Annotated in this window: 15 protein-coding genes; 8 read left to right on the forward strand and 7 right to left on the reverse strand. The window is 72.0% G+C overall.

Annotated elements, in window-relative coordinates; genetic code table 11:
* Positions 1 to 188: 188 nt before the first annotated feature.
* From Aph01nite_RS24630 to Aph01nite_RS24650, 4 genes are read left to right on the forward strand one after another with little or no spacing between them, the layout of a single operon-like run.
* On the forward strand, positions 189 to 5681 hold the full coding sequence (locus Aph01nite_RS24630) for a non-ribosomal peptide synthetase/MFS transporter (protein WP_239161935.1): 5493 nt from the start codon (positions 189 to 191) through the stop codon (positions 5679 to 5681).
* Entirely contained in the window at positions 5641 to 5871 is a 231-nt protein-coding gene (locus Aph01nite_RS24640; protein ID WP_204043338.1) for an acyl carrier protein, read from the forward strand. The genes Aph01nite_RS24630 and Aph01nite_RS24640 overlap by 41 nt, the downstream gene beginning before the upstream one ends.
* Positions 5868 to 7163: a condensation domain-containing protein gene (locus Aph01nite_RS24645; RefSeq protein ID WP_204043339.1), complete on the forward strand. Its 1296-nt coding sequence runs from the start codon at positions 5868 to 5870 to the stop codon at positions 7161 to 7163. Before Aph01nite_RS24640 ends, Aph01nite_RS24645 begins: the two co-directional genes overlap by 4 nt.
* Positions 7160 to 9031, forward strand: a complete 1872-nt coding sequence (locus Aph01nite_RS24650) for a N,N-dimethylformamidase beta subunit family domain-containing protein (protein ID WP_204043340.1) — start codon at positions 7160 to 7162, stop codon at positions 9029 to 9031. The genes Aph01nite_RS24645 and Aph01nite_RS24650 overlap by 4 nt, the downstream gene beginning before the upstream one ends.
* On the opposite strand, the gene Aph01nite_RS24655 is transcribed toward Aph01nite_RS24650, so the two are convergent.
* Both Aph01nite_RS24655 and Aph01nite_RS24660 read right to left on the reverse strand, forming a co-directional pair.
* Positions 8998 to 9654 (reverse strand): M15 family metallopeptidase, encoded by a 657-nt coding sequence (locus Aph01nite_RS24655; RefSeq protein ID WP_204043341.1) that lies wholly within the window; start codon positions 9652 to 9654, stop codon positions 8998 to 9000. The genes Aph01nite_RS24650 and Aph01nite_RS24655 overlap by 34 nt on opposite strands.
* A 23-nt stretch (positions 9655 to 9677) precedes the next feature.
* A complete protein-coding gene (locus Aph01nite_RS24660) occupies positions 9678 to 10871 on the reverse strand; it encodes an ROK family transcriptional regulator (protein ID WP_204043342.1) in 1194 nt (397 codons plus the stop codon).
* 199 nt (positions 10872 to 11070) lie between these two features.
* Between Aph01nite_RS24660 and Aph01nite_RS24665 the strand changes: the two genes are divergently transcribed.
* The 4 genes from Aph01nite_RS24665 (at position 11071) to Aph01nite_RS24680 (ending at position 15793) form a co-directional block, all read left to right on the forward strand.
* Positions 11071 to 12390 (forward strand): extracellular solute-binding protein, encoded by a 1320-nt coding sequence (locus Aph01nite_RS24665; RefSeq protein ID WP_204043343.1) that lies wholly within the window; start codon positions 11071 to 11073, stop codon positions 12388 to 12390.
* 4 nt (positions 12391 to 12394) lie between these two features.
* Positions 12395 to 13411, forward strand: coding sequence for a carbohydrate ABC transporter permease (locus Aph01nite_RS24670; RefSeq protein WP_204043344.1), 1017 nt, complete (start codon positions 12395 to 12397; stop codon positions 13409 to 13411).
* Positions 13408 to 14259, forward strand: a complete 852-nt coding sequence (locus tag Aph01nite_RS24675) for a carbohydrate ABC transporter permease (RefSeq protein WP_204043345.1) — start codon at positions 13408 to 13410, stop codon at positions 14257 to 14259. The genes Aph01nite_RS24670 and Aph01nite_RS24675 overlap by 4 nt, the downstream gene beginning before the upstream one ends.
* An 82-nt stretch (positions 14260 to 14341) precedes the next feature.
* A complete protein-coding gene (locus Aph01nite_RS24680) occupies positions 14342 to 15793 on the forward strand; it encodes a glycoside hydrolase family 3 protein (protein WP_204043346.1) in 1452 nt (483 codons plus the stop codon).
* Between the two features lie 63 nt (positions 15794 to 15856).
* Here Aph01nite_RS24680 and Aph01nite_RS24685 read toward each other — a convergent pair whose 3' ends face one another.
* The 5 genes from Aph01nite_RS24685 to Aph01nite_RS24705 all read right to left on the reverse strand — a co-directional run.
* Entirely contained in the window at positions 15857 to 17548 is a 1692-nt protein-coding gene (locus Aph01nite_RS24685; RefSeq protein WP_239161936.1) for a PQQ-dependent sugar dehydrogenase, read from the reverse strand.
* Positions 17549 to 17721: 173 nt separating this feature from the next.
* Positions 17722 to 20214 (reverse strand): CHAT domain-containing protein, encoded by a 2493-nt coding sequence (locus Aph01nite_RS24690; protein WP_204043348.1) that lies wholly within the window; start codon positions 20212 to 20214, stop codon positions 17722 to 17724.
* A gap of 6 nt (positions 20215 to 20220) precedes the next feature.
* Positions 20221 to 20697, reverse strand: coding sequence for a carboxypeptidase regulatory-like domain-containing protein (locus Aph01nite_RS24695; RefSeq protein ID WP_204043349.1), 477 nt, complete (start codon positions 20695 to 20697; stop codon positions 20221 to 20223).
* Positions 20694 to 21323, reverse strand: a complete 630-nt coding sequence (locus Aph01nite_RS24700) for an RNA polymerase sigma factor (RefSeq protein WP_204043350.1) — start codon at positions 21321 to 21323, stop codon at positions 20694 to 20696. The genes Aph01nite_RS24695 and Aph01nite_RS24700 overlap by 4 nt, the downstream gene beginning before the upstream one ends.
* A partial coding sequence (locus tag Aph01nite_RS24705) for a S8 family peptidase (RefSeq protein WP_204043351.1) occupies positions 21320 to 22283 on the reverse strand: 964 nt, incomplete at its 5' end. The genes Aph01nite_RS24705 and Aph01nite_RS24700, both read right to left, overlap by 4 nt.

Consider the following 22283-nt stretch of genomic DNA (forward strand, 5'->3'; position numbering starts at 1 on the left):
TATGTCAGCCACAAGGGGGACGGCTCGCGGCAAGCCCTACCAGCAAAGGGATTGTTGGGGTTGTGGCGGACGCGGTGCCGTGCCAGACTGACGCCGTACCTAATTGCAAAGAATCTTTCCAGTTAACCGGCCGAGCTCCACGCGGCTCGGGCCCTTCGTGCTGCATTCGTCCGATCAATGAAGGAAAGATGTTTGCCGTCACGGCGTCCGGCCAGATCCCGCTCTCGCTTGGCCAGGAGCGTCTCTGGTTCCTGCACGAGCTGACCCCCGACGACGCCTCCTACAACATCTGCGTGACCGAGCGCCTGCTCGGCCCTCTCGACACGGACGCCCTGGAACGCGCGCTGCGCGCGGTGGTCCTGCGGCACGACATCCTGCGTACGCGTTATCCGGCGGTGGACGGGCGGCCCTTCCAGGTCGTCGGCGAGACCGTGCCCGCGCTCGAACGGCTGAGCGCCCCGACGCCGGAGCACGCGCGGGCGATGGTGGGCGAGCTCACCAACCTGCCCTTCGACCTCGCGACCGGACCGGTTCTGCGGGCCGCGCTCATCGCGGCCGGGCCGGAGGAGCACGTCCTGGTCATCGTCCTGCACCACATCGCCGGGGACGGCTGGTCGCTGGGGCTGCTCTTCGAGGAGATCTCCACGCTCTACGCGGGTGGCGAGCTTCCCGTGCTTCCTCTTCAGTACGCCGAGCACGCCAGGCGGCGGCAGGATCAGCCGGCCGACACGTCGTACTGGCGGGAGCGGCTGGCGGGGGCGGCGACGCTCGATCTTCCGGCGGATCGGCCGCGCCCGAGGGTCCGTACCTCGAAGGGGGACTGTGTCGCGCGGCGGCTTCCCGCGGAGCTGGTCGCGGAGGCCGGCCTGCTCGCGAGGCGCGAACGGGTGACGCTGTTCATGCTGCTGCTGGCCGCCTTCCAGACGCAGCTGTCGCGCTACACGGGCGCGGAGGACTTCTGCGTCGGTACGCCCGTCTCGGCACGCGACAACGAGGACGTCGAGAAGCTCATCGGCTTCTTCCTCAACACGGTCGTGCTCCGGGCCGATCTCGCCGGTGATCCGTCCTTCCGCGACCTGCTCAGAAGAACCCGGCGCACCGCGATCGACGCGTTCGTGCACGCCGACACCCCGTTCGACCAGCTGGTCACCGAACTCGGCGTCGCCCGCGACCTCAGCCGCACCCCGGTCTTCCAGACCCAGTTCAGCTTCCGGAACGAGCGCAACGCCGGGCTCGCCCTCCCCGGGATCACGGCCGAGCCCTACGATCCCGGCTTCCACCAGGCGAAGTTCGACCTCTCGCTGGAGATCAGCCCGAGCGGCGAGGCGTTCTTCGTCTACAGCGCCGACCTGTTCGACCGCGAGACCGTCGAACGATTCGCCGCCAACTTCGAAACCCTGCTGCGATCGATCGTCGCCGACCCCGACCGGCCCGTCTCCGAACTCGACCTGCTCACCCAGGACGAAACCGACCTCCTGCTCACGTGGAGTCGACCGGCGTCGCCTCCGCCCCCCGTCCCGGCGCGAACCCTGGCCGAACTCGTCGAAACGACCGCCCGCCGCGTCCCGAAGACCACCGCCATCCGGTACGGCGACGCCTCCCTCACCTACGCTGACCTGAACACACGCGCGGACGCCCTGGCCGCACGGTTGCGCGCCCTCGGGGTCGGACCGGACGTGCGGGTGGCGATCTGCCAGGAGCAGTCGGTCGAGATCGCGGTGTCCATCGTCGCCGTCATGAAAGCGGGCGGCGCCTACGTCCCGCTCGACCCGGACCAACCGGAAGAGCGCCGCGCGTACATGCTGGCGGACTCGGGCGCCCTGGTCGTGATCACGGATTCCGGCCCGGCTCCGCTGAGCCCCGCCATTGAAACGCGGCCGGGTAATGCCGCTCAAGGCGACCCCGACCGGTCCGGAGAAGTCACGCCCCGCCGATCCGCGCACGGAGCTGGTCCCCGCGACGGCGAGGAGACCAGGCTGAACAGACCCGGAAAGTCCAACCCGCCAGCCGATCCCGGCGACGCCGAGGAGACGTTCCCCGGCGAACCGGTAAGCGGAGAGGCGACGGCGGACAGCCTCGCGTATGTGATCTACACGTCGGGGTCGACCGGGAGGCCGAAAGGGGTCGCTGTTCAGCATCGGCAGGTGCTGAACTATCTGGCCGACGTGCGGGAGCGGTTCGACGTCGGGGAGGGCGCGAGTTTCGCGCTGTTGCAGTCGCTCGCGTTCGACTTCGGCATGACGGTGTTCTACCTGTCGCTGATGACCGGCGGGACGCTGCGGCTGCTGCCGTCGAAGATCTCCGGGGCTGAGCTGGCCGGGCACATGGGCGGGATCGACTACCTGAAGATGACGCCGTCTCACCTGGCGGCGCTCGCCGCCGACGCGGACGTGCGGAGCCTGCTGCCGCGGCGGCTGCTGATCCTCGGCGGCGAGGGGTCGAGCTGGGAGTGGACGCGGACGCTGGCCGGGTACGGGCAGGTGGTCAACCATTACGGGCCGACCGAGGCCACGGTGGGCGTCGCCACGTACCGGGTCTCGGCGGAGGTGGAGCCGGCGGGGCCGATCACGCCGATCGGGCGGCCGTTGGGGCACGCGGAGCTGTTCGTGCTGGACCGGCTCGGGAAGCCGGTGCCGGTCGGGGTGGCGGGTGAGCTGTGCATCGGGGGCGATCGGCTGGCGCGGGGATATCTCGGGCGTCCGGACCTGACCGCCGAGAAGTTCGTCGAATCCCCGTACGGGCGGATTTATCGCACAGGGGACCTCGCTCGATGGCTGCCCACCGGAGATCTGGAGTTTCTCGGGCGTCGCGATCTTCAGGTGAAGATTCGCGGGTACCGGGTGGAGCTCGGGGAGATCGACGAGCATCTGCGCCATCTTCCGGCCATCGCCCATGGCGTCGTGGACGCACGCGACGGCGAGCTGGTCGCCTACCTGGTCGCGGCTCCCGACGTGCAGCGCCCGAGCGTGGGTGAGTTGCGCCGGGAGCTGGCGGGCAGGCTGCCGGAGTACATGGTCCCGACCCGCTATGTCTGGCTTGCCGACCTTCCGCTGAAGGGCCACGGCAAGGTGGACCGCGCCGCGCTTCCTGCGCCCGAGGACACGCGGCCCGACCAGGACGTGCCGTTCGAGCCGCCCGCCGACGCGATCGAGGAGATCGTCGCGGCGGCCTGGTGCGAGGCGCTGGGGCTCCGGCGGGTGGGCGTGCTGGACGACTTCTTCGACCTGGGCGGGCATTCGCTCCTCGCGGCGAGGATCATCGCCCGGCTCCGCCGGGAGCTGCCCGAGGGCAGCAGTCCGGTGGGATTGATGGACCTGTTCCAGCATCCGACGGTCCGCGAACTGGCCGGCGTGGCCAGAGCGGCCACGGTCGTGCGAGGGTTGCTGTACCGGCTGACGAAACCGGGCGCAAGGGGACCGGTCGCGCAGGGACCGGACGGCCGGTCGGGCACGCGGAACTTGGTGTGTGTGCCGTACGGGGGCGGCAGTGCCGTGGTGTATCAGCCGCTGGCCGACGCGTTGCCGGAGGGGTGGGGGCTGTATTCGGTAGCCGTACCCGGGCATGATCTTGGGCTGGCCGAGGAGCCGCAGCCGCTGGCGGAGGTGGCCGCGCGCTGCGCCGACGAGATCATCGCGACCGTCCAGGGACGGCTCACCCTGTACGGCCACTGCGGCGTCGGCGGCGCGCTCACCATCGAGATCGCCCGCCGGCTGGAGGCTCAAGGCCGGGCGATCGACGCCATCTACCTGGGCGGGATCTTCCCGTTCGCGCGCCCGACCAAGGGGTTGATGGGCCGCTGGGCCAAGCTCGCCCGTCTCGAACGCCTGCGCAGCGACCGAGGGCAGATCAACTGGCTGACCGCCCTCGGCGCCGACCTCTCCGGCCTCGACGACGAGCAGAAGACGTTCGTCATCCGCAACATGCGCCACGACGCCCGCGCGGCCGAGGACTACTTCACCGCCCTCATGGACTCCGGCACGGCCAAGCTCTCCGCCCCGATCACCTCCGTCGTCGGCGAGTACGACCCCGCCACCGACTACTACGAGGAGCGCTACCGCGAATGGGAGTTCATCACCGATGACACCCACCTCGCCGTCCTCGACGAAGGCGGCCACTATTTCCTGAAATATCGCCCCGAAGAACTGGCCGCGATCGTCACCCGGCCGGTACCGGGAGTGACTGCTGGCGGCGAGGAGAACGGCCGGGACCCGCTCGGCACAGCTGGCCACTCGGCGAGCGGCGACAGCGTGGCCGTCGGCATTCCGGACAATGTCTCAGCGGCACAAGCGGTCAGCCCCGAAGAGAGCGTCGGCCCGGCATCTGGCGGCGGCGACACGGCCGCGCTGCCGAAGACGGCCGGAAACCCGGCGAGCCGGAGGACGCGCGGCGGCCCGGAGCCGACCGTGCGCCGCTTCCTCGCCGTCGCCTCGGGCCAGATGATCTGCCTGGTCGGGTCCACCCTGACCGAGTTCGCGCTTCCTCTCTGGGTCTACCTCCAGAACCGGTCGATGACCCAGCTGGCCATCCTGCAAGTCCTCGCCGTCATCCCCGGCATCCTCGTCGCCCCCCTCGCCGGCGCCCTCGTCGACCGCTCCAGCCGCCGCACCGTCATGATCGCCGGAAACGCGGCCGCGCTCGCCGTCCAGGCCGCCACCGCCGTGCTCATCTGGACCGCCGCCTTCCAGGTCTGGCACCTGTACGTCCTGCTCCCCTGCCTCTCCGTCGCCCTCACCTGCCAGCGCCTGGCCTTCACCTCGGCCGTGCCGCAGCTGGTGCCCAAGCGCTACCTCGGCCATGCGAACGGCGTCGCCCAGATGACCCTCGGCGTCGCCCAGTTCATCGCGCCCCTGGCCGCGGTCGGCCTGCTGTCGACGGTGGGCCTGAAGGGCATCCTCATCCTGGACGTGGCCGGCCACCTCGCCACGCTGGCCGTGCTCGCCGTGGTCGCCTTCCCCGCCACGATGGCGCATCGCCGCAGGGAGCCGGTGCTGCGCGAGATCGCCGAAGGGTTCCGCCTGTCGATCGGCGACCGCGCGTTCCGCGCCATGGTGGTCTTCTTCGCGCTGCTCTCGCTCGGCCTGTCCCCGGTCTTCCTGATGTACTCCCCGCTCGTGCTCTCCTTCGGCACGCTCGCCGACGCGGGCGCGATCGCCCTGACGGCGGGGGCGGGCGCGGTGGCGGGCGGCCTGACCATGGGCCTGTGGGGCGGCCCGGCCCGGCGCCGCATGCGCGGCATGCTGCTGGCCACGCTGCTCATCGCCGCCTCCTGCCTGGTGGTCGGCGCGAGCGAGGCGCTGCCGCTGATCGGGCTCGGCGCGTTCGGCGTCTCCTTCGGGCTCGCCCTGGTCAACGGCGTCTACGCGACCATCATCCAGACCAAGGTGCCGCAGCGTTTCCACGGCCGGGTGTTCGCGCTCAACCAGATGGTGGCGTGGTCCACGATCCCGATCGGCGTCGGCGTCGTCGCCCCGCTCGGCACCCGGCTGCTCGGCGACATCGGCGTCATGTACCTGGTCTTCGGCGCGTTCATCGCGGTCGTCGCGGCGGGCGCGATGGCCACCCGCACGCTCGCGCGCTTCGACGACGAGGTGCCCGACGCCACCCCAGACGATCTCGTGGGCCTGGAACGGAAGGTGCGCTATGAAGCAGAGACTGGCGGAGCTCGTGTCGGAGTCGTGTGACGGGCAGCTGACCCCGGCCGAGGTGCTCGCCGCGTCGGTGCCGCTGTCCTACCTGGGGGTGACCTCGCTCGCCCAGATGCGGCTGATCGACGCGATCGAGCGCGAGTTCGAGGTGGAGATCGACCTCGGCGGAGACGTGTCGTTCCTGGACAGCGTCGGAGGGCTGGCGGACTGGCTGGCCGCTCGATGACGGCCACCGGGACCATCGGGACCATAGCGTTCGCGGGGGAACGGTCGGGCGACGCGCCGCTCACCTGGGGCCAGCGCGCCATCTGGGAGGCCATCGAGCGGACCGCACCGGACGACCACTACTTCAACTTCGGCCGCGTCGTACGGCTCGGCGCCCGCCCCGCCTCCGTGGACGGCGCCCGCTGGGCCCTGGCCCGGCTGGTGGAACGGCACGAGTCGCTGCGCACCCTGGTGGTGGACGGCCGCCAGCGCGTACGGACCTGCGGTGAGTTGCCGGTGGCGGTCGGGGACGATCCCGACGTGCTGCTGGCCGAGCTGACCGCGCCCGCGTTCGACTACGCGCGGGAGTGGCCGCTGCGGGTCGGCCTGGTGACCTCCGGGGCGGACGTCACCCACATCGTGATGGTGTTCTGCCATCTCGCGGCGGACGGCCTCGGCGCCGAAGAGGCCGTCAGGGATCTGCGCCTGCTCCTGCTCCGCGGGGAGCCGCGCGGATCCCGCCCGCCGCAGCCGATGGACATCGCCCACTGGCAGCAGGCGAGGGACGGCCGCCGGGTGGCGGCGGAGGCGGCGGCGCACTGGGATCGCGAGCACCGCAGGATCCCGCAGACCATGTTCGACGTGCCGTCCGGGGCCGGGGAGCGCCCGCCGATCTGGCGGGCCTCGCTGCGTTCCCCGGCGATCGACCTGGCCGCGCAGCGCCTGGCGGTCAAGCACGGCACGAGCACCTCGAACGTGCTGCTGACGGCGGTGACCGCGATGGTGGCGCGGACGACGGGCCACGAGACGGTGGCGATGCTGCCGATCGTGAGCAACCGGTTCAGGGCGGACACCCGGGGGGCGGTCAGCACGATGTCGCAGGAGGGGCTGTTCACGCTGGACGTGAGGGCGGACGTGGGGAAGGTCAGGTTCGGCGAACTGCTGGGGCTGGCCCGGCCGGCGGCGCTGCGGGCCTATCGCAGCGCCTACCACGATCCGGCCGACCGTACCCGGGTGCTGGACGAGGTGGCGCGGGACCGGGGGATGCCGGTGCATCCGTACTGCTGCTTCAACGACATGCGCTTCGCCGACCACGCGGTCTACCGGGACGACGTGCTGATCCGGCGGGCGCTGGCGGAGACGTCGCTGACCTGGCCGATGAGCCAGGAGCAGCTGAACTGCCGGTTCTGCGTGCATCTGAGCGGGACGATGGACGTCTCGGTGACCGCGGACACCCGCTGGCTGTCCCGGCGGGAGATGGAGGAGTTCCTGCGCGGTCTGGAGGATCTGCTGGTCGAGGCGGCGCTGCGGTGATCGCGGCGTACGCGACGGCGCTCTCGGTGGTGCAGGGCGAGCCGCTGGAGTTCCGGTTCGGCGGCCGGGCCGGGGTGGCCGTACACGACGCGACCGATGACCGGCTGATGCTGACCGCGCGGGTCGAGGGGCCCTCGTGGGTCCTGGACGTTCCGCCGGACTGGCCGAGTTCGCTCTACCGCGCGCGCTTCACCGAGGGGGAGCCGGAGCCGGACGTCCTGGTGCCGCGTGCCACCGGCGAGCTGCCGGGCGCGCCACGGGAGCAGGACGACGAGGTGTACTTCGTGGTCCGGCCGGCCGAGCCGGTGGCGCCCATCCTGGTGTCGATCCCGTTCGCGACGTGGCAGGCGTACAACCGGGGCGGGGTGCCCGGGGAGAGCATCTACTGGACCGAGCAGCCCGACCGCGCCGCGCGCGTCACGTTCGACCGGCCGGGCGGCGGGCCGCCGCCGGAACGCTGGGAGGACGGGCTGCTGCGGTGGCTCGCCCCGGCCGGTTACCACGTCGATTACTGCTCCGGCTTCGACCTCACACTCGATCTGCTGTCCCGGTACCGGCTGCTGGTCGTCAACGGCCACGACGAGTACTGGACCGCGGACATGCGCGACGCCTGCGAGGAGTACGTCCGGCGCGGCGGCAACATCGCCTTCCTGTCCGGCAACACCTGCTGGTGGCAGATCAGGCTGGAGGGCCGGGAGATGGTCTGCTACCGCGACGCCGCCACCGACCCGGTGGAGGACCCCCGGCTGACCACGGTCGAATGGTCCAACGCGCCGGTGCTGCGCCCCGAAAACACGCTGACCGGGACGAGCTTCCGGGCGGGCGCGGGCACCTGGGGGCCGCACATGCGGCTGATGCGGGAGGAGTCGTACACGGCGCGTTTCGCCGACCACTGGGTGTTCGCCGGGACGGGCCTCACCGACGGCGACAAGTTCGGCCAGGGCTCGCTCGGCTACGAGACCGACGCGGCCGAGTTCAGCGAGGTCCTGGGCGTGCCGAGGGCGACCTGCCGGGACGGCACGCCGCCGTCGTTCGTGGTGCTGGCCACGGCCGACCTGCGCCACTGGAGCGCCGGCGGGCAGGGCGGCTGGGCCACCATGGGCGTGTTCACCAGCGGGCTCGGCACGGTCTTCAACGCCGCCACGGTGAACTGGGGCAACACGATCCACGACCCGGTCGTGGAGCGGATCACCCGGAACGTGCTCGACCGGCTGTCGCGGCCGGCCGTACCGGGCTGGGAGGTGATCGGGCCCGCCGCCGACATCCGCGCGCTGGCCGCCGCCGGTTCCGTCCTGTACGGCGTGACCGCCGACGGCGTCCTCGTCCACCGCGAACTGTGCGCCCAGAACCTGCCCTGGCAGCCGCTCGGCTGGGCCGGCGACGTGATGTGCCTGGACTCCCCGCGCGAGGCCGTCGCCGGACTGGGCACCAATCTGTACGGCGTCACCCCCGGGGGCACGCTGCGCACCCGCACGAGCCACTGGGCGGACGTGGCCACCACGCCGGCGGGCACGATCGCGATGGCCGTCTCCGACGGCACGTTCTTCGCCGCGACGACCGCAGGCCGCCTGTGGGCGCTCCCGTTCGCCGAAGCCGTGACTCCCGCGACGGCCGCGTGGCGGGAGATCGGCTCCAGCGCCGGGGCGATCGCGATGAGCGGCATGAACGGCCGCCTGTACGCCCTGGACGCCGGCGGCCGCATCCACGCCTGCCTGCCCTTCACCGACCGCGAACCCGCCTGGACCGCGTTCGCCCACGCGCCCGGCGCGATCGCCCTGACCGCGCACGCGGGCCACCTGGTGACCGCGGACCCGGCCGGGCGGCTGCGCCGTCGTCAGGCGGGCCGGGGCGACTCGATCGGCCCGTAGAGGGCGGCCGGGGCCCGCCGGACCATCGCCCAGTACCGGTCCCCGTACGACCAGTGCCACCACTCGGTCGGGTAGTTGACCAGGCCGGCCCCCTCCAGCGCGGCGATCAGGACCTTGCGGTTCTGCCGCGCGTCCGCGGAGATGCCGGGCGCGGCCGTGTAGCACGCGCCCGCGCTCTCCTCGGGGTTGGCGTTGACGTGGGTGCCCATGTCGTACTCGACGCCGGCGTCGTCGCAGAGCGTCAGGTCGACGGCCGCGCCCGCGGTGTGCGGGGCCACCTCGATGGGCGACACGTACCGGCTCGCCGCTACAAATAACTCATCTGCCGACTTTTCCGGAAATTTCGCCCGAAGGTCGTTGAGGTACTCGGAGAAGTACGCCCGCTGCAACGCCGCCGGCCGGTACCCTTCCACGACCACGATGTGGTAACCCGGCGGCAGCGACGCGTCCGCCGCCTCCAGCCGGGTCACCAGACTCTCCCGCAACAACGCGTACGCCCCCGCGGAATCGGCCAGCCGGTCGTCCACCCGCAGCCGCCCCCGGACGTCGCTCAACCCTTCCCCGCACTCCTCGACCGGAACTCGCGCCACCCGGGGATCGGAGATCAGAACCACGCCATCCATAGCGTCAGACCGTATCGGACGCGTCAGACCGTTTCGGAGAACACCTGCTCCCTGGCCTGGTCGAGGGCCGCCAGCAGCGCTCCCCGCAGCACGGGGTTGCCCGCCACCTCGGTCACCGCCACCCGCGGCCGGCTCGGGCACACCCGCGCCACGGCCTCCTCCACCAGCGCGGCCAGGGCCGGGCCGCCCGCCCTGCCCACGTCCCCGCTCAGCACGATCAGCCCGGGGTCCAGCACCACGGCCACCGCGGCCACCCCGACCGCCAGCCGGCCCGCGAGCTCCGCCAGGAAGCCGTCCTGGCCGGTGGCGACGGCCGTACGGACGAGGTGGGCGACGTCGAAGCCGGGGGGCGCGGCCGAGGGCAGGAAGGCCCCGCCGTCGATGCCGTGCGTGGCGGCCATGCCGGACAGCGCGTTGCCGCCGACCAGCCGCTGGAAGGAGCCCGACTGCGGCTCGGTGACGTTGGCCGGCAGCGGCTCCCCCGGCACCGGCAGCCAGCCGATCTCGCCCGCGCCGCCGGTGATCCCCCGGTGCAGCCGGCCCCCGAGCATGACGCCGAGGCCCTGCCCGACGCCCGCCCAGAGGATCACGAAGTCGTCCTGGCCGGCCGCCGCGCCGTACGCCTGCTCGGCCAGGGCCGCCAGGTTGACGTCGTTCTCGATGCGTACCGGCTGGCCGAGGCTGGTGCGCAGCGCGGCCAGCACGCCGATGTGCCAGGCGGGCAGGTCGAAGGAGTAGCGCACGTCGCCGCTGCGCGGATCGACCACGCCCCGGGTGCCGATGACGAACGAGCGCAGCTGCGAGAGGGCCACGTCGGCCGTGGCGCAGGCCCGCTGCACCGCGCTGTGCACGATCTTGACGGGATCGGCGGCCTCGGTCGGGTCGACGGTCACCTCGGCCACGGTGTGCCCGGTGATGTCGGCCACCCCGGCGGTGACCCGGTCCGGCAGCACCTCCAGCCCGGCCACGTACGCGCTGGACGGGTTGACCGTGTACAGAGCGGCATTGGGACCACGCCCTCCGGCCCGTTCCCCCGCCGTGCGCACCAGCCCGCGATCCTCCAGCCTGGACAGCAGCTGGCCGGAGGTGACCTTGGAAAGCCCGGTGAGTTCGCCCAGCTCAGCCCGGGTGAGCGGGCCTTGGGCCAGGAGGAGCTCCAGGGCCGCACGGTCATTGATCTGGCGTAGCAGCCGGGGCGTTCCCGGTCGTTGGGACACTCGCCGCTCCTCTCGTCACGATCCGCTAACACTGGTTTCTTTTAAGAAAGTTTCTTGTTAGTTTAGCCGCAGACATCCCGTAGGCAAGCGATCAAGCCCCCGGGATGCCACAGACGCCGACCGTCAGGAACCCCGAGGTGCGCGGTTCCCCGACCGCCCCCCTACGCCTCGACGTGAAGCCGGGAAGGGAGAACCCAACGTGAAGATCGTGAAGATCGCGGGCCTCACCGCAGCTCTAGCACTGGGTGTCGCCGCTTGTGGTGGTGGCGCCGAACCCGCCAGCACCGAGCCCACGGCCGCCGCGGCCCCCTCCGCGACCGGGCCCAAGTTCGCCGGACAGACCCTGACGATGTGGCGCCTCGGCGACACCAACCCGCCGTCGCAGGCGTACATGGACGACCTGATCGCCGAGTTCAAGACGCAGACGGGCGCGGACGTCAAGCTGGAGTGGATCCCGTGGCCGCAGGTGAACGACAAGTTCACCGCGGCGGCGGCCGGCGGCGCCGGCCCGGACGTGACCGAGATCGGCAACGACCAGGTGCCGCTCTGGCAGAGCCAGGAGGCGCTGGAGCCGGTCACGGCGCTGGCCTCCGGCGGCGAGCAGGCGCAGATTCCGAAGAACCTGCTCGGCCTGGAGACCATCGACGGCGAGGTCTACGCGCTGCCCTGGGGCGCGGGCACCCGCGCCGTGCTCTACCGCAAGGACTGGTTCGACGAGCTCAAGATCGAGGTGCCCAAGTCCTGGGACGACCTCGTCGCGGCGGCCAAGAAGATCCAGGCCGAGAAGGGCAAGGACGTCGACGGCTTCGCCTTCAACGGCGGCTCCGACGCCAACCACCTGCTCGGCGCCCTGGCCTGGTCCGAGGGCGGCGAGTACGCGGTCAAGGAGGGCGACAAGTGGGTGGGCAAGCTGGCCGACCCGACCTTCAAGGCCGGCTTCGCCACCTACACCGGCCTGGTCACCGAGGGACTGTCCGGCAAGGCCCGGCTGACCCAGAACACGGTGGACATCCGGACCCGTTTCGCCAACGACAAGGTCGGCATGTACCTGACCGCGTCGTGGGACATCCCCGGCATCGAGACCGACAGCAAGGGCAAGGTGAAGGCCGACCAGCTGGCGTTCTTCCCGCTGCCCGCCAAGTCCGGCGGTGAGGCCCCGGCGTTCTTCGGCGGCAACGACATCGCCGTCTGGGGCAACGCCCAGAACAAGGAGCTGGCGACCGAGTTCGTGAAGCTCGCCACCAGCAAGCAGTGGGCGGACCGCTACGCCAAGGACGGCGGCCTGCTCCCGGTCTACCCGGACACCCTGGCCGCGCTCTCCAGCGACCCGGTCCAGGCCCCCTTCGCGGCGGCCTTCGCCAAGGCCAAGGCGTTCCCGGCCGACCCCAACTGGACCGAGGCCAACGAGACCAAGGCCGTCCTGCAGAACGCGGCCCGCTCGGTCATCGAGGGCAAGGCCACGGCCGACGAGGCGCTCGCCGCGGCCAACAAGGAACTCGAAGAGATCCTGAACCAGTAGCGACATGACGAACGCGTCAACGATCGCCCGGGGCGGAGGCACCCCCTCCGCCCCGGAGCGGCGTCGCAGAAGTGCTCAGCGCCCCACGAAGGCGAGTGGGCTCCCCACCAAGGCCATCCCCTACGTGCTGCTGATCCCGGGCATCCTGGTGATCGCCGGTCTGCTGCTCTACCCGATGATCCAGGTCGTGGTCATGTCCTTCCAGAAGGTGGGACTGCCGCAGATCAGCGGGAAGCGGCCGGCGGAATGGCTGGGCTGGGAGAACTACACCAAGATCTTCGAAAACGACATCTTCTGGTCGTCGCTCCGAAACACCATCGCTTTCGCCGTGATCACCGTGTCCCTCACGCTGATCCTCGGCACCGCCGTGGGCGTGCTGCTGAACAGGCTCAGCAAGCGGATGTCCACCTTCGTCATCGTCGGCATCATGTCGGCGTGGGCCGTGCCCCCGGTCGCGCAGGGCGTCATCTGGCGCTGGCTGTTCGACGCCGAGGCCGGCATCATCAACTGGGCGCTGAACCTGCTCCCCGACTGGCTCTCCACGCTGCTGTTCGGCCGGGCCGACTGGACCGGCGAGCCCTGGCTGAACGACTCCATCACGGTCTACCTGGTGCTCATCCTGACCGTGCTCTGGGCGTCCTTCCCGTTCATCGCGGTCTCCGTGCTGGCCGGCCTGAAGGGCATCCCGCACGAGCTCTACGAGGCGGCCAGGGTCGACGGGTCCGGCGCCTGGCGCACCTTCTGGAAGATCACCTTCCCGCTGCTCAAGCCGGTCTTCGCGGTCCTCACGATCCTGTCGATCATCTGGGACTTCAAGGTCTTCAGCCAGCTGTACGTGCTGATCGGCGGCCCCACCAACCGGGAAGCGTTCAACCTGTCCATGTACTCCTTCGCCGAGGCGTTCCGCAGCCCGCCCAAGATGGGCAGCGGCGCGGCCATCGCCGTGGTGCTGACGGTGATCCTGCTCATCGTCACCGCCTTCTACATCCGGCAGATGGTGAAGTCGGAGGAGGTCCTGTGAACCCGCTCCGCCGCAAGCGCCTGGGCAGGATCGCGCTCAACGCCACCGCGACCCTGGTGTTCCTGTTCGCGGTGTTCCCCGTGTACTGGATGATCGCGACGTCGTTCAAGGAGAACGACCAGATCTTCACCACCGAGTTCATCCCGTTCCCCACCCATTTCACCTTCGACCACCTGGAACGGGTGCTCTCCGAGGGGGTCGCGGGCAACTCGATCTGGCTCTACCTGCGCAACAGCGCGATCGTGGCGCTCGGCACCGTGCTGATCGGCTCGGTCTTCGCGCTGCTGGCCGCCACCGCCGTCGCCAGGTTCCGGTTCAGGGGCCGTACCAGCTTCCTGATCGCGCTGCTGCTGGCCCAGATGATCCCCGCCGAGGCGCTGCTCATCCCGCTCTTCCTCAGCGTCAAACGCCTCGGCCTGTACGACCAGCTGCTCGGCCTGATCGTCGTCAACGTCGGCCTGACCCTGCCGTTCGGCATCTGGATGCTGCGCACGTTCGTGGCCGCCGTGCCCAAGTCGCTGGAGGAGGCGGCCTGGATCGACGGCGCCTCCCGGATGACCACCTTCTGGAAGGTGCTCTTCCCGCTGGTGGCGCCCGGCCTGGTGGCGACCAGCATCTTCTCCTTCATCACCGCGTGGAACGAACTGATCTTCGCGTTGATTCTCATGTCCGACTCGTCGGGCTACACCATGCCCGTCGCCCTGCAGTACTTCTTCGGGCAGCGCGGCACGGACTGGGGCGCCATCATGGCCAGCTCCACCCTGATGACCATCCCGGTCGTCATATTCTTCCTGTTGGTGCAGCGGCGCATGGTCTCGGGCCTGGTCGCGGGCGCCGTCAAGGGCTGATCCCCGGAGCCGGTGCGGCCGCCGCTCACGAGGCGCCGGCCGTACCCGGACATCTATTCCATCCAAGGAGCATGAGACAGCCATGCCTGAACACAGCGCGAGCATCGGCGATCGGGGGCTGCGGCGTCTCGCGGCCGCGTCGCTGCTCGTCTCGTTCCCCGGCACCACCGCGCCCGACTGGGTCCTGGCCGACCTGGCGGACGGCCTCGGCGGCGTCACCCTGTTCGGCTTCAACGTCGAGGACGCCGGCCAGCTGGCGGACCTGACGCGGCAGCTGGGCGGCGCCGGCCGGCCCGTCGTCTCGCTGGACGAGGAGGGCGGCGACGTCACCCGGCTCGCCTACCACACCGGCAGCCCGTACCCGGGCAACGCGGCGCTGGGCGCCGTGGACGACGTCGAGCTGACCGAGCGGGTCTACCGGTCCATCGCCGCCGACCTGGCCCGATGCGGGGTCAACCTGGACATGGGGCCGGTCGCCGACGTGAACACCGCCGACGACAACCCGGTCATCGGCACCCGGTCGTTCGGGGCCGACGCGAGCCTGGTGGCCCGGCACACGATCGCCGCCGTACGCGGGCTGCAGTCGCTCGGGGTGGCCGCCTGCGTGAAGCACTTCCCCGGCCACGGCGCCACCCGGGAGGACTCGCACCTGGAGATCCCGCTGGTGGACGCCTCGCGGGAGCTGCTCTGGGAGCGCGAGCTGACGCCGTTCCGGGCCGCCATCGAGGCGGGCGCGCGGTCGATCATGACGGCGCACGTGTCGGTGCCGTACCTGACCGGGAACGATCCCGCGACGCTCAGCCCGGCCGCGCTGACCGGGCTGCTCCGCGACGAGCTGCGCTACGACGGGGTGGTGATCACCGACGCGCTGGACATGCACGCGATCACCAAGAGCGTCGGGCTGGGCGGCGGCGCGGTGCGCTCCCTGATGGCCGGCTCCGACCTGCTCTGCCTGGGGCCGGTGCCGACCTGCGACGACATCCGCGGCGTGCTGGCGGCGATCGTCGAAGCGGTTCGCGACGGGGTTCTCCCGGCGGCCAGGCTGGAGGAGGCCGCGCACCGGGTGGACCGGCTGCGGGACTGGTTCGCGCTGGTCCGGGACTCGGCCGACGACAACGTGGTGGGCCTGGACGCGGCCCGCCGCGCGGTCAGCCTGACCGGGGCCGCCTCACCGCTGGTCGATCCGTACGTGGTGGAGGTGGACACGCCGCCCACCATCGCGGTCGGCGACGTGCCGTGGGGGGTCGCGCCCTGGCTGCCCGAGGCCGAGATCGTCCGGGTCAAGCCGGCCGAGGCGAGCAGGGACGCGCTGCTGGCGGCCGCCGCGGGGCGCTCCCTGATCGTGGTGGTGAAGGACGCGCACCGCTACCCGGAGAGCCGCGAGCTGATCAGCGCCCTGCTGGCCGCCCGGCCCGACACCGTCGTGGTGGAGATGGGCCTGCCCATCTGGCGCCCCGAGGCGGCGGCGTACATCGCCACATACGGCGCGGCCCGCGCGAACGCGCAGGCCGCGATGGAACTCCTGACCGCCTAACCCCGGCCGGTACGGCTCCCGCGCCCTCCCTCAAGGGGGGAGCCGTACCGGACAGGGCCCCGATCAGGGAGAGGTACAGGTGTAACCGGACGGCGTCGCGGTGTTGCCGTTGGGACGGCTGACCTGGAAGCCGAACTGCTGGTTGCCGCCGGCCGCGATGGTCCCGTTGTGGCCGACGTTGCGGGCGGTCACGTTCTGCCCGCTGACGGTGAGCGTGGTGTTCCACGACCCGGTGACGGTGTGCCCGGCCGGGAGGGTGAACGAGACCGTCCAGCCGTTGATCGTGGTGGTGCCGGAGTTGGTGACGGTCAGCGGCTGGATGACGTAGCCGTTGCCCCACTGGGTCTGCACCGTGCCGGTCGCCGTGCAGCCGCCGGTGCCGGTGCCGCCCGTGGTGGTGAAGGTGACCGCCGCCGAGTTGCCGGACAGGTTGCCCGCGCCGTCCCTGGCCCGGACGTAGACCGTGTACTGCGTGTTGGGGGTCAGGCCGGTGAGCGTCGAGGAGTTGCTCGTGGTCTGGGCCAGCAGCGGATCGGTCGCGCCCTGCTCACGGTAGACGTTGTAGCCGGCCAGGCCGCTGCCGCCGCTGTCGGTGGAGACCGTCCAGTTGAGCGTGGCCGCGTTGTTGGTGACGTTGAACGCGGTGGGGGCGCCCGGGGTGGTGGGCGGGATGGTGTCGACCGGCGGGCTGAAGCTGGCCGACGGCGACGGGGAGGATCCCGCCGGAGGAATCCGGATGATCCGGTCGTCCGCGGCGACCGGGGTGCCCCGGCCGTCCCGGTTGCTGGTGGCCACCCAGAGCCAGCCGTCGGGGCCGACGGCGACCGTGCGCAGGCGGCCGTACGCGCCCTGGAGCTGGGCCAGCGCGGAGGCCGCGCCGCCGGAGCCGTTCAGGGTGACCGTCCACAGCCGGGTGCCGCGCAGCGCCGCGGCGAACAGCGTGTTGTTGGCGTACGCCAGGCCGCTCGGCGACGCCTCCGCCGTGGTCCACGAGATGATCGGGTTGCGGAACGAGGGGTTGTTGCAGGAGCCCTCGCAGGTCGGCCAGCCGTAGTTGCCGCCCGCCACGATCTGGTTGATCTCGTCCAGGTTGTTCTGGCCGAACTCGGCGGCGTACAGGCGGCCCTGGTTGTCCCAGGCCAGGCCCTGCGGGTTGCGGTGGCCGTAGCTGTAGACGCGGGAGTTCGCGAACGGGTTGCCGCTGGCGGGCACGCCGCCCTCGGGCGTCATCCGCAGGATCTTCCCGGCCATGGAGCTGGTGTTCTGGGCGTTGGCGGTGGTGCCCGCGTCGCCGGTGGTGACGTAGAGCATGCCGTCCGGGCCGAAGGCGATCCGGCCGCCGTCGTGGATGGTGGCGCGCGGCACGCCGGAGAAGAGCACGTTCTGGGTGGTGGGGGCGCTCAGGCGGAGGCGTACCAGGCGGTTGTCGCTGGCGGTGGTGAAGTACGCGTAGACCCACTGGTCGGTGGCGTAGTTCGGGGAAACCGCGATGCCGAGCAGGCCGCTCTCACCGGACGCCGACACCCCGCTGATGGTGGCCACCGCGGTCGGCGTCTGACCGGGACGGACCTGCATGATCCGGCCGGTGTTGCGTTCGGCGACGAGCGCGCTTCCGTCCGGGAGGAAGGCCAAGCCCCACGGCACCTGAAGCCCGGTGACGGACACCTGGGCCCGATCGAAATCGAAGCCGCCGACGACGGCCGCGGTGGCGGGCGTCGCCACGGTCACTCCGATCGCCCCCAGCAGCGCGGTCAACGACAACAAGACAGGAAACAGCGGAAAACGTCTGGCCATCACTAGCCTTTCGAAAGGAGGCCCGAAACGTAACCAGTGGCCGTACGCCCAAGCAATCGACCGACCGTGCGGACGGCGCTGACCTGGGCGTACGGGATCATCGCCTCGAAAGTTTCAGACGTATGGCTAAAGTTTCAGCCCGCGCCGAAGCAGAGGAAGGCGGACTCCCGGCCCCGGCCGGCCTCGGCCAGCGCGGCGGCCGGTCCCACGCCCCGGGCGATCGCCCGGTGGTAGCCCGTCATGACCTCCGCGGCCACCTCGTCGGGGACCGGGGTGACGCTGGAGATCACGGTCGGCGTGCCCAGGTAGAGCAGGGCGGCGGTGAAGCCGAGGATCTCGTCGCCCGAACGCACGACCGCCTGGCCCAGGTCGCACGCGGAGAGCACCACCTGGCGGGGCGCGCGTTCCAGGCGTTGCAGGTCGTAGGCCATCAGCGGGCCGTCCCGCAGGTCCAGCCGGGAGAACAGCACGTTCTCGTGCTCGTGGTGGCCGTGCGCGGCCAGGTGGGCGAGCGGGGCGCCGCCGAGCGCGGCCAGCGTGGCCTCCACGGTCGCGTCCGCGCCGACCAGAGCGCGGCTGCCGTGGTGGATCGCGGCGACGCTCCGCACCTCCGCCTCCGCGTACGCCAGGTCGGGACCGGCCACCAGGACCGGCGGCCCGCCGGGCGAGGGAGCACGGCGGGCCCGCTGCGCGGCCACCCAGGCCGACGCGGAGGGCGCCACCACCACCGGCAGGCCCGCCAGCTCCGCGCACAGGGACCACGGCACGCCCGCGAGCACGCCGGTGGGCACGATCACCACCCCGCCCGTCAGCGCGGGCAGGAGCGGCCCGAGCAGGGTTCCGCCCAGCAGGGCGCGCTGCCGCCGGGCCGAGGCCTCGACCACCTCCCTGATCCTTCGCGGGCGATTCCGCCCGGCCAGCACGCCCAGGTCGGCGGCCAGCCTCCGGGCCGCCTCCGCCATCGGCGCGTAGTCGCCGAGCGGGTGCAGGCTGATCCGGTGGTCCCGGACGACCAGGCCGAGCAGCCGGCCGTCCACGTTGAGCAGGCTGATCATGGTCAGCCCGGCGGCGGCCAGCTCCTCGGTCACCGCCCGCACCGGGACGAGCGCGTCCTCGCCCCGCTCCCCCGGCGACTGCCAGGCCTTCTCCCGCAGCGACCGCTCCAGCTCCAGGCAGCGCTCCCGCAGCCGGGGCTCCCGCCTGGCCTGCGCCGGGTTGGTCCTGATCCACTGGCTGAGCTGGCGCAGCTCGGCGAGGCACTCGGCGCTGGCCTCGTCGTGCGGCGGGCGGACCGGGCGGTGCCGGAACGCCTGCGCCCGGCAGCGCTCCGACCAGTCGAACACCATCCGGGGCGAGCCGCGTCCGAGCGCGGCGGCCAGTCCCGCGCGGGCCAGGTCGAGGCCCAGCCCGGCGGCCCCGGTACGCATGTCCAGGCTGCCCAGGCGGGCCCGGCGCGAGTGCACCAGCGCCAGGCCCGCCCGCAGGTCCGCCAGGGCCCGCCCGCCCCTGCCCTCGGCCTGGGCCAGCTCGGCCGAGGTCAGCCGCCGCATCAGCCGGACCTCCAGCGAGGCGTTCCGGTCGCCGCGCGGCCACTCCGCCCGCCGCGCCCGCGCCGTACGGCCCGAGGCCAGCAGCGCCCGGATGGCGAGCAGACGCGCGAACTCCGCCTCCTCGGCCAGTCCCAGCTCCCCCAGCCGGCCCGCCAGCCTGCTCGCCCGGCCTGCCGCGGTGCGCGCCGGTCCGGCCTGGGCGAACTCGGCGCGCAGCCGCATGAGGGCGGCGCGCAGCGCCCACGGCAGGCTGCCGCGGCGGCGGAACCGGGCTTCGGCGCGGCGGGCCCAGGCGATCGCGCCGGCCGCGTCGCCCGCGTCCAGCGCGGCGTGGGCGCGGGCCAGTTCGGCCTCCGCGTAGTCCTGGATGAGGCGCTGGCGGCGGAACCGCGGCAGTGTCTCGTCCAGGCGGCGCCCGGCCTCGCCCGGCAGACCGGCGGCGAGCAGGGCGCGGGCCTGGTCCAGGGCCAGCAGCGGGAGCAGTCCCGGCAGCAGCCGGCGGTAGGCCGGCTCGACCTCGGCGAAGACGGCCAGGCAGCTGGGGATGTCGCCGACCAGCAGGTCGCAGTAGCCGGCGTTGTGCATGGCCTTGACCGTGAGGATCTCGTGCCGCCGCGCCCGCGAGAGCTGGGCGCTGCGCCGCAGGTCGTCGCGGGCCTGCGCGATCCCGCCCAGGTCGATGTGGATGACGGCCCGGTTGAGCAGGATCCTGGCCAGCTCAACGGCGTCGTACCTGGCCAGTTCCGGCACGGCCGCGTCGAGTTCGCGCAGGGCCGCCACGGTCCGGCCCAGGCGCAGCAGCATCAGGCCGCGCTGGGCCCTGACCACCGGGCGGTCGGCCGGGGCGGCCCGCTGCTCCGCCGTCACCAGGAGGTTCAGGCCCAGGGTGGTGTGGCCCTGCTCGGCCTCGGCGTGGGCCAGGCTGATCAGGATCCGGCCCGCCAGCGGGTCGTCCTCGGCGAGCAGGCCGAGGCCGCGGCGCAGGTGCCTGGCCGCCAGCGCGGGGTTGCCGGCCGAGGTCGCCGCGGTGCCCCGCGCGTGGAGCCGCTCGGCTTCCTCCCGGAGTGCGTCCCCCATGGCGGCTCAGAGCATGATCGCGGGAGTGAGGGCGAGCGGTTCGCCGCCTGCCGCGGCCCGGACGACGATCTGGCACAGGCCGCGGGGGACCTCGTCCAGGACGAAGCGGCCGTCGTCGTCGGCCCGTGCCGTACGGGTGCCGTGGGGGTTGCGCAGTTCGACCAGATGGGCGCCGGGCGGCGCGAGCCAGCCGTCCACCCGTACGGCGCCGGCCGGCGTCCCCGCGATGTCGATCATGACGCTGAGGCCGGCGCTGTCGAAGGTGATCGTCCGGGTCTCGCCGCCGCGCACCCCCGCGGTCAGCTCCTCGCGCGAGCTCAGGATCGCGCAGTCCCCGGACTCCAGCTCCAGGGCGAAGGCGATCCGGTCCACCAGCCCGGGAGGCACCGGGTCGAGCAGCGAGCAGAGCTCCCCCAGCTCCGCCACCACGAACGCGTCCTGGAGTTCGAATCCGGTGAGCTCCACGGGCTCCTCCTCGCTCACGGAGTTCTCCAGTCGGGATTCCAGGACGGGTCGGCGGCCAGCGTCACGCGCAGCTTGGCCAGGCACCGGCCCCGGGTCGGGCCGATGCTGCCCATCGGCATCTCCAGCGCCTTCGCCACCGCGTCGTAGTGCGGGCGCGGCGCGAAGGCGACGACCCGCAGCAGGACCTGGCAGCGCCGGGAGAGCGAGCCCACCGCCCGCCACAGGGCCAGGCGGCGCTCGTCCGCCAGCAGCAGCTCCTCGGGCAGCGCCACCGGATCGGCCACGTCCTCCAGGGCGTCCTCGCCGAGCAGGTCGGCGGAGCGCTCGCGGGCCCGCGCCCGCCACGCCTCCCGGCGGGCCGTCGTCACCAGCCACTCGATCAACGCCCCCGGAGTGCTGACCGAGTGCTGGCGACGGACCAGGACGAGCCAGGTGGTCTGCACCACGTCCTGGGCCGATTCGTACCCGAGGCCCTGGGCGCGCACGGTGTGCCAGAGCATCGGGGTGAGTTCGGTGACCAGCGCGTCCCAGGCGGCCCGCTCGCCCTCCTGGGCGCGTGCCAGCAGGCCGGCCAGCCGGTCGCGGCGCTCATGACCGCGGTCGGCCGTTCCGACGGAGGGCCCGGGTTCCGGCTGGCTGGTCATTTCTGGAGTTTCTCCACGATCGCCTTTCCTCTCGTCAGTGCGGCGTCCACGCTCACGTCCGCGAGCTGCGAACCGTGGTCGCCGATGAGATGTGCGAGCACCTGGCCCGCGACGACGGGCGCCGCGAAGGAGGTGCCGCTCCAGAGCGCGAATCCGCTGCTGAAGTCGTCGGGGTCGTACGACGCGCGGATCCACGGCCGCCCGTTCCGCTTCCCCCTGATCTCCATCTCCGGCCCGGCCGACCCCCGGATGTCCGGCGGGAAGGTGCTGACCAGCATGGCCCCCGGCGCGAAGTACTTGATCGCCTCGCCGCCGTTGCTGAAGATCGCGATAGTGCCGTTGGGGTTGGCCGCCCCGACCCCGAAGATGGGCGCCCGTTCGTACGTCCTGGGCTCCTTGTCCGGGATCCCGGCCAGGCCCGACGGGTAGAAGGCCCGCGTGGCCGCATGGTTTCCGGCCGCCGCGACCACCATCACGCCCCTGGACCGGATCTCGTCCACCAGCCGCTCCACCGACTGGGTGTAGACCCGGTCGTCGCTGCTCTCGTTGAAGTAGCCGCAGGACAGCGAGACCACGTCCACGAAGAGCCCGGTCGCCGGGTCCCGCTGGCTGGCCACGACCAGTTCCAGCAGGTACTCCAGGGCCAGGTGCAGGGCGTGCTCGGAGACGAGGCCGTCGGGGAACATCGCCCGCAGGTTCAGGATGCGCGCGTCGGGCGCGAGCTGGTGGATCAGCCCCGCCTCGAAGGTGGCGTGGCCCACCTGGGCGTTGACCAGGCCGAGCAGCGGCCTGCCGGTGACGGGCTCGTCCTCGTGGCCCTCGATGACTGGGATGGGCGTGTTGCGGGCGGTGTTGACCGGCGTGCCCTTGATGATCTTCTGCTGCGCCTCGGAGCTGACCATGAACTGGGCGTCCCGCCACGGCTGGTCCCGCCAGTCGAACCAGTCGTGGCGGGCGCTG

This window comes from Acrocarpospora phusangensis, from assembly GCF_016862995.1.
Classification (GTDB): domain Bacteria; phylum Actinomycetota; class Actinomycetes; order Streptosporangiales; family Streptosporangiaceae; genus Acrocarpospora; species Acrocarpospora phusangensis.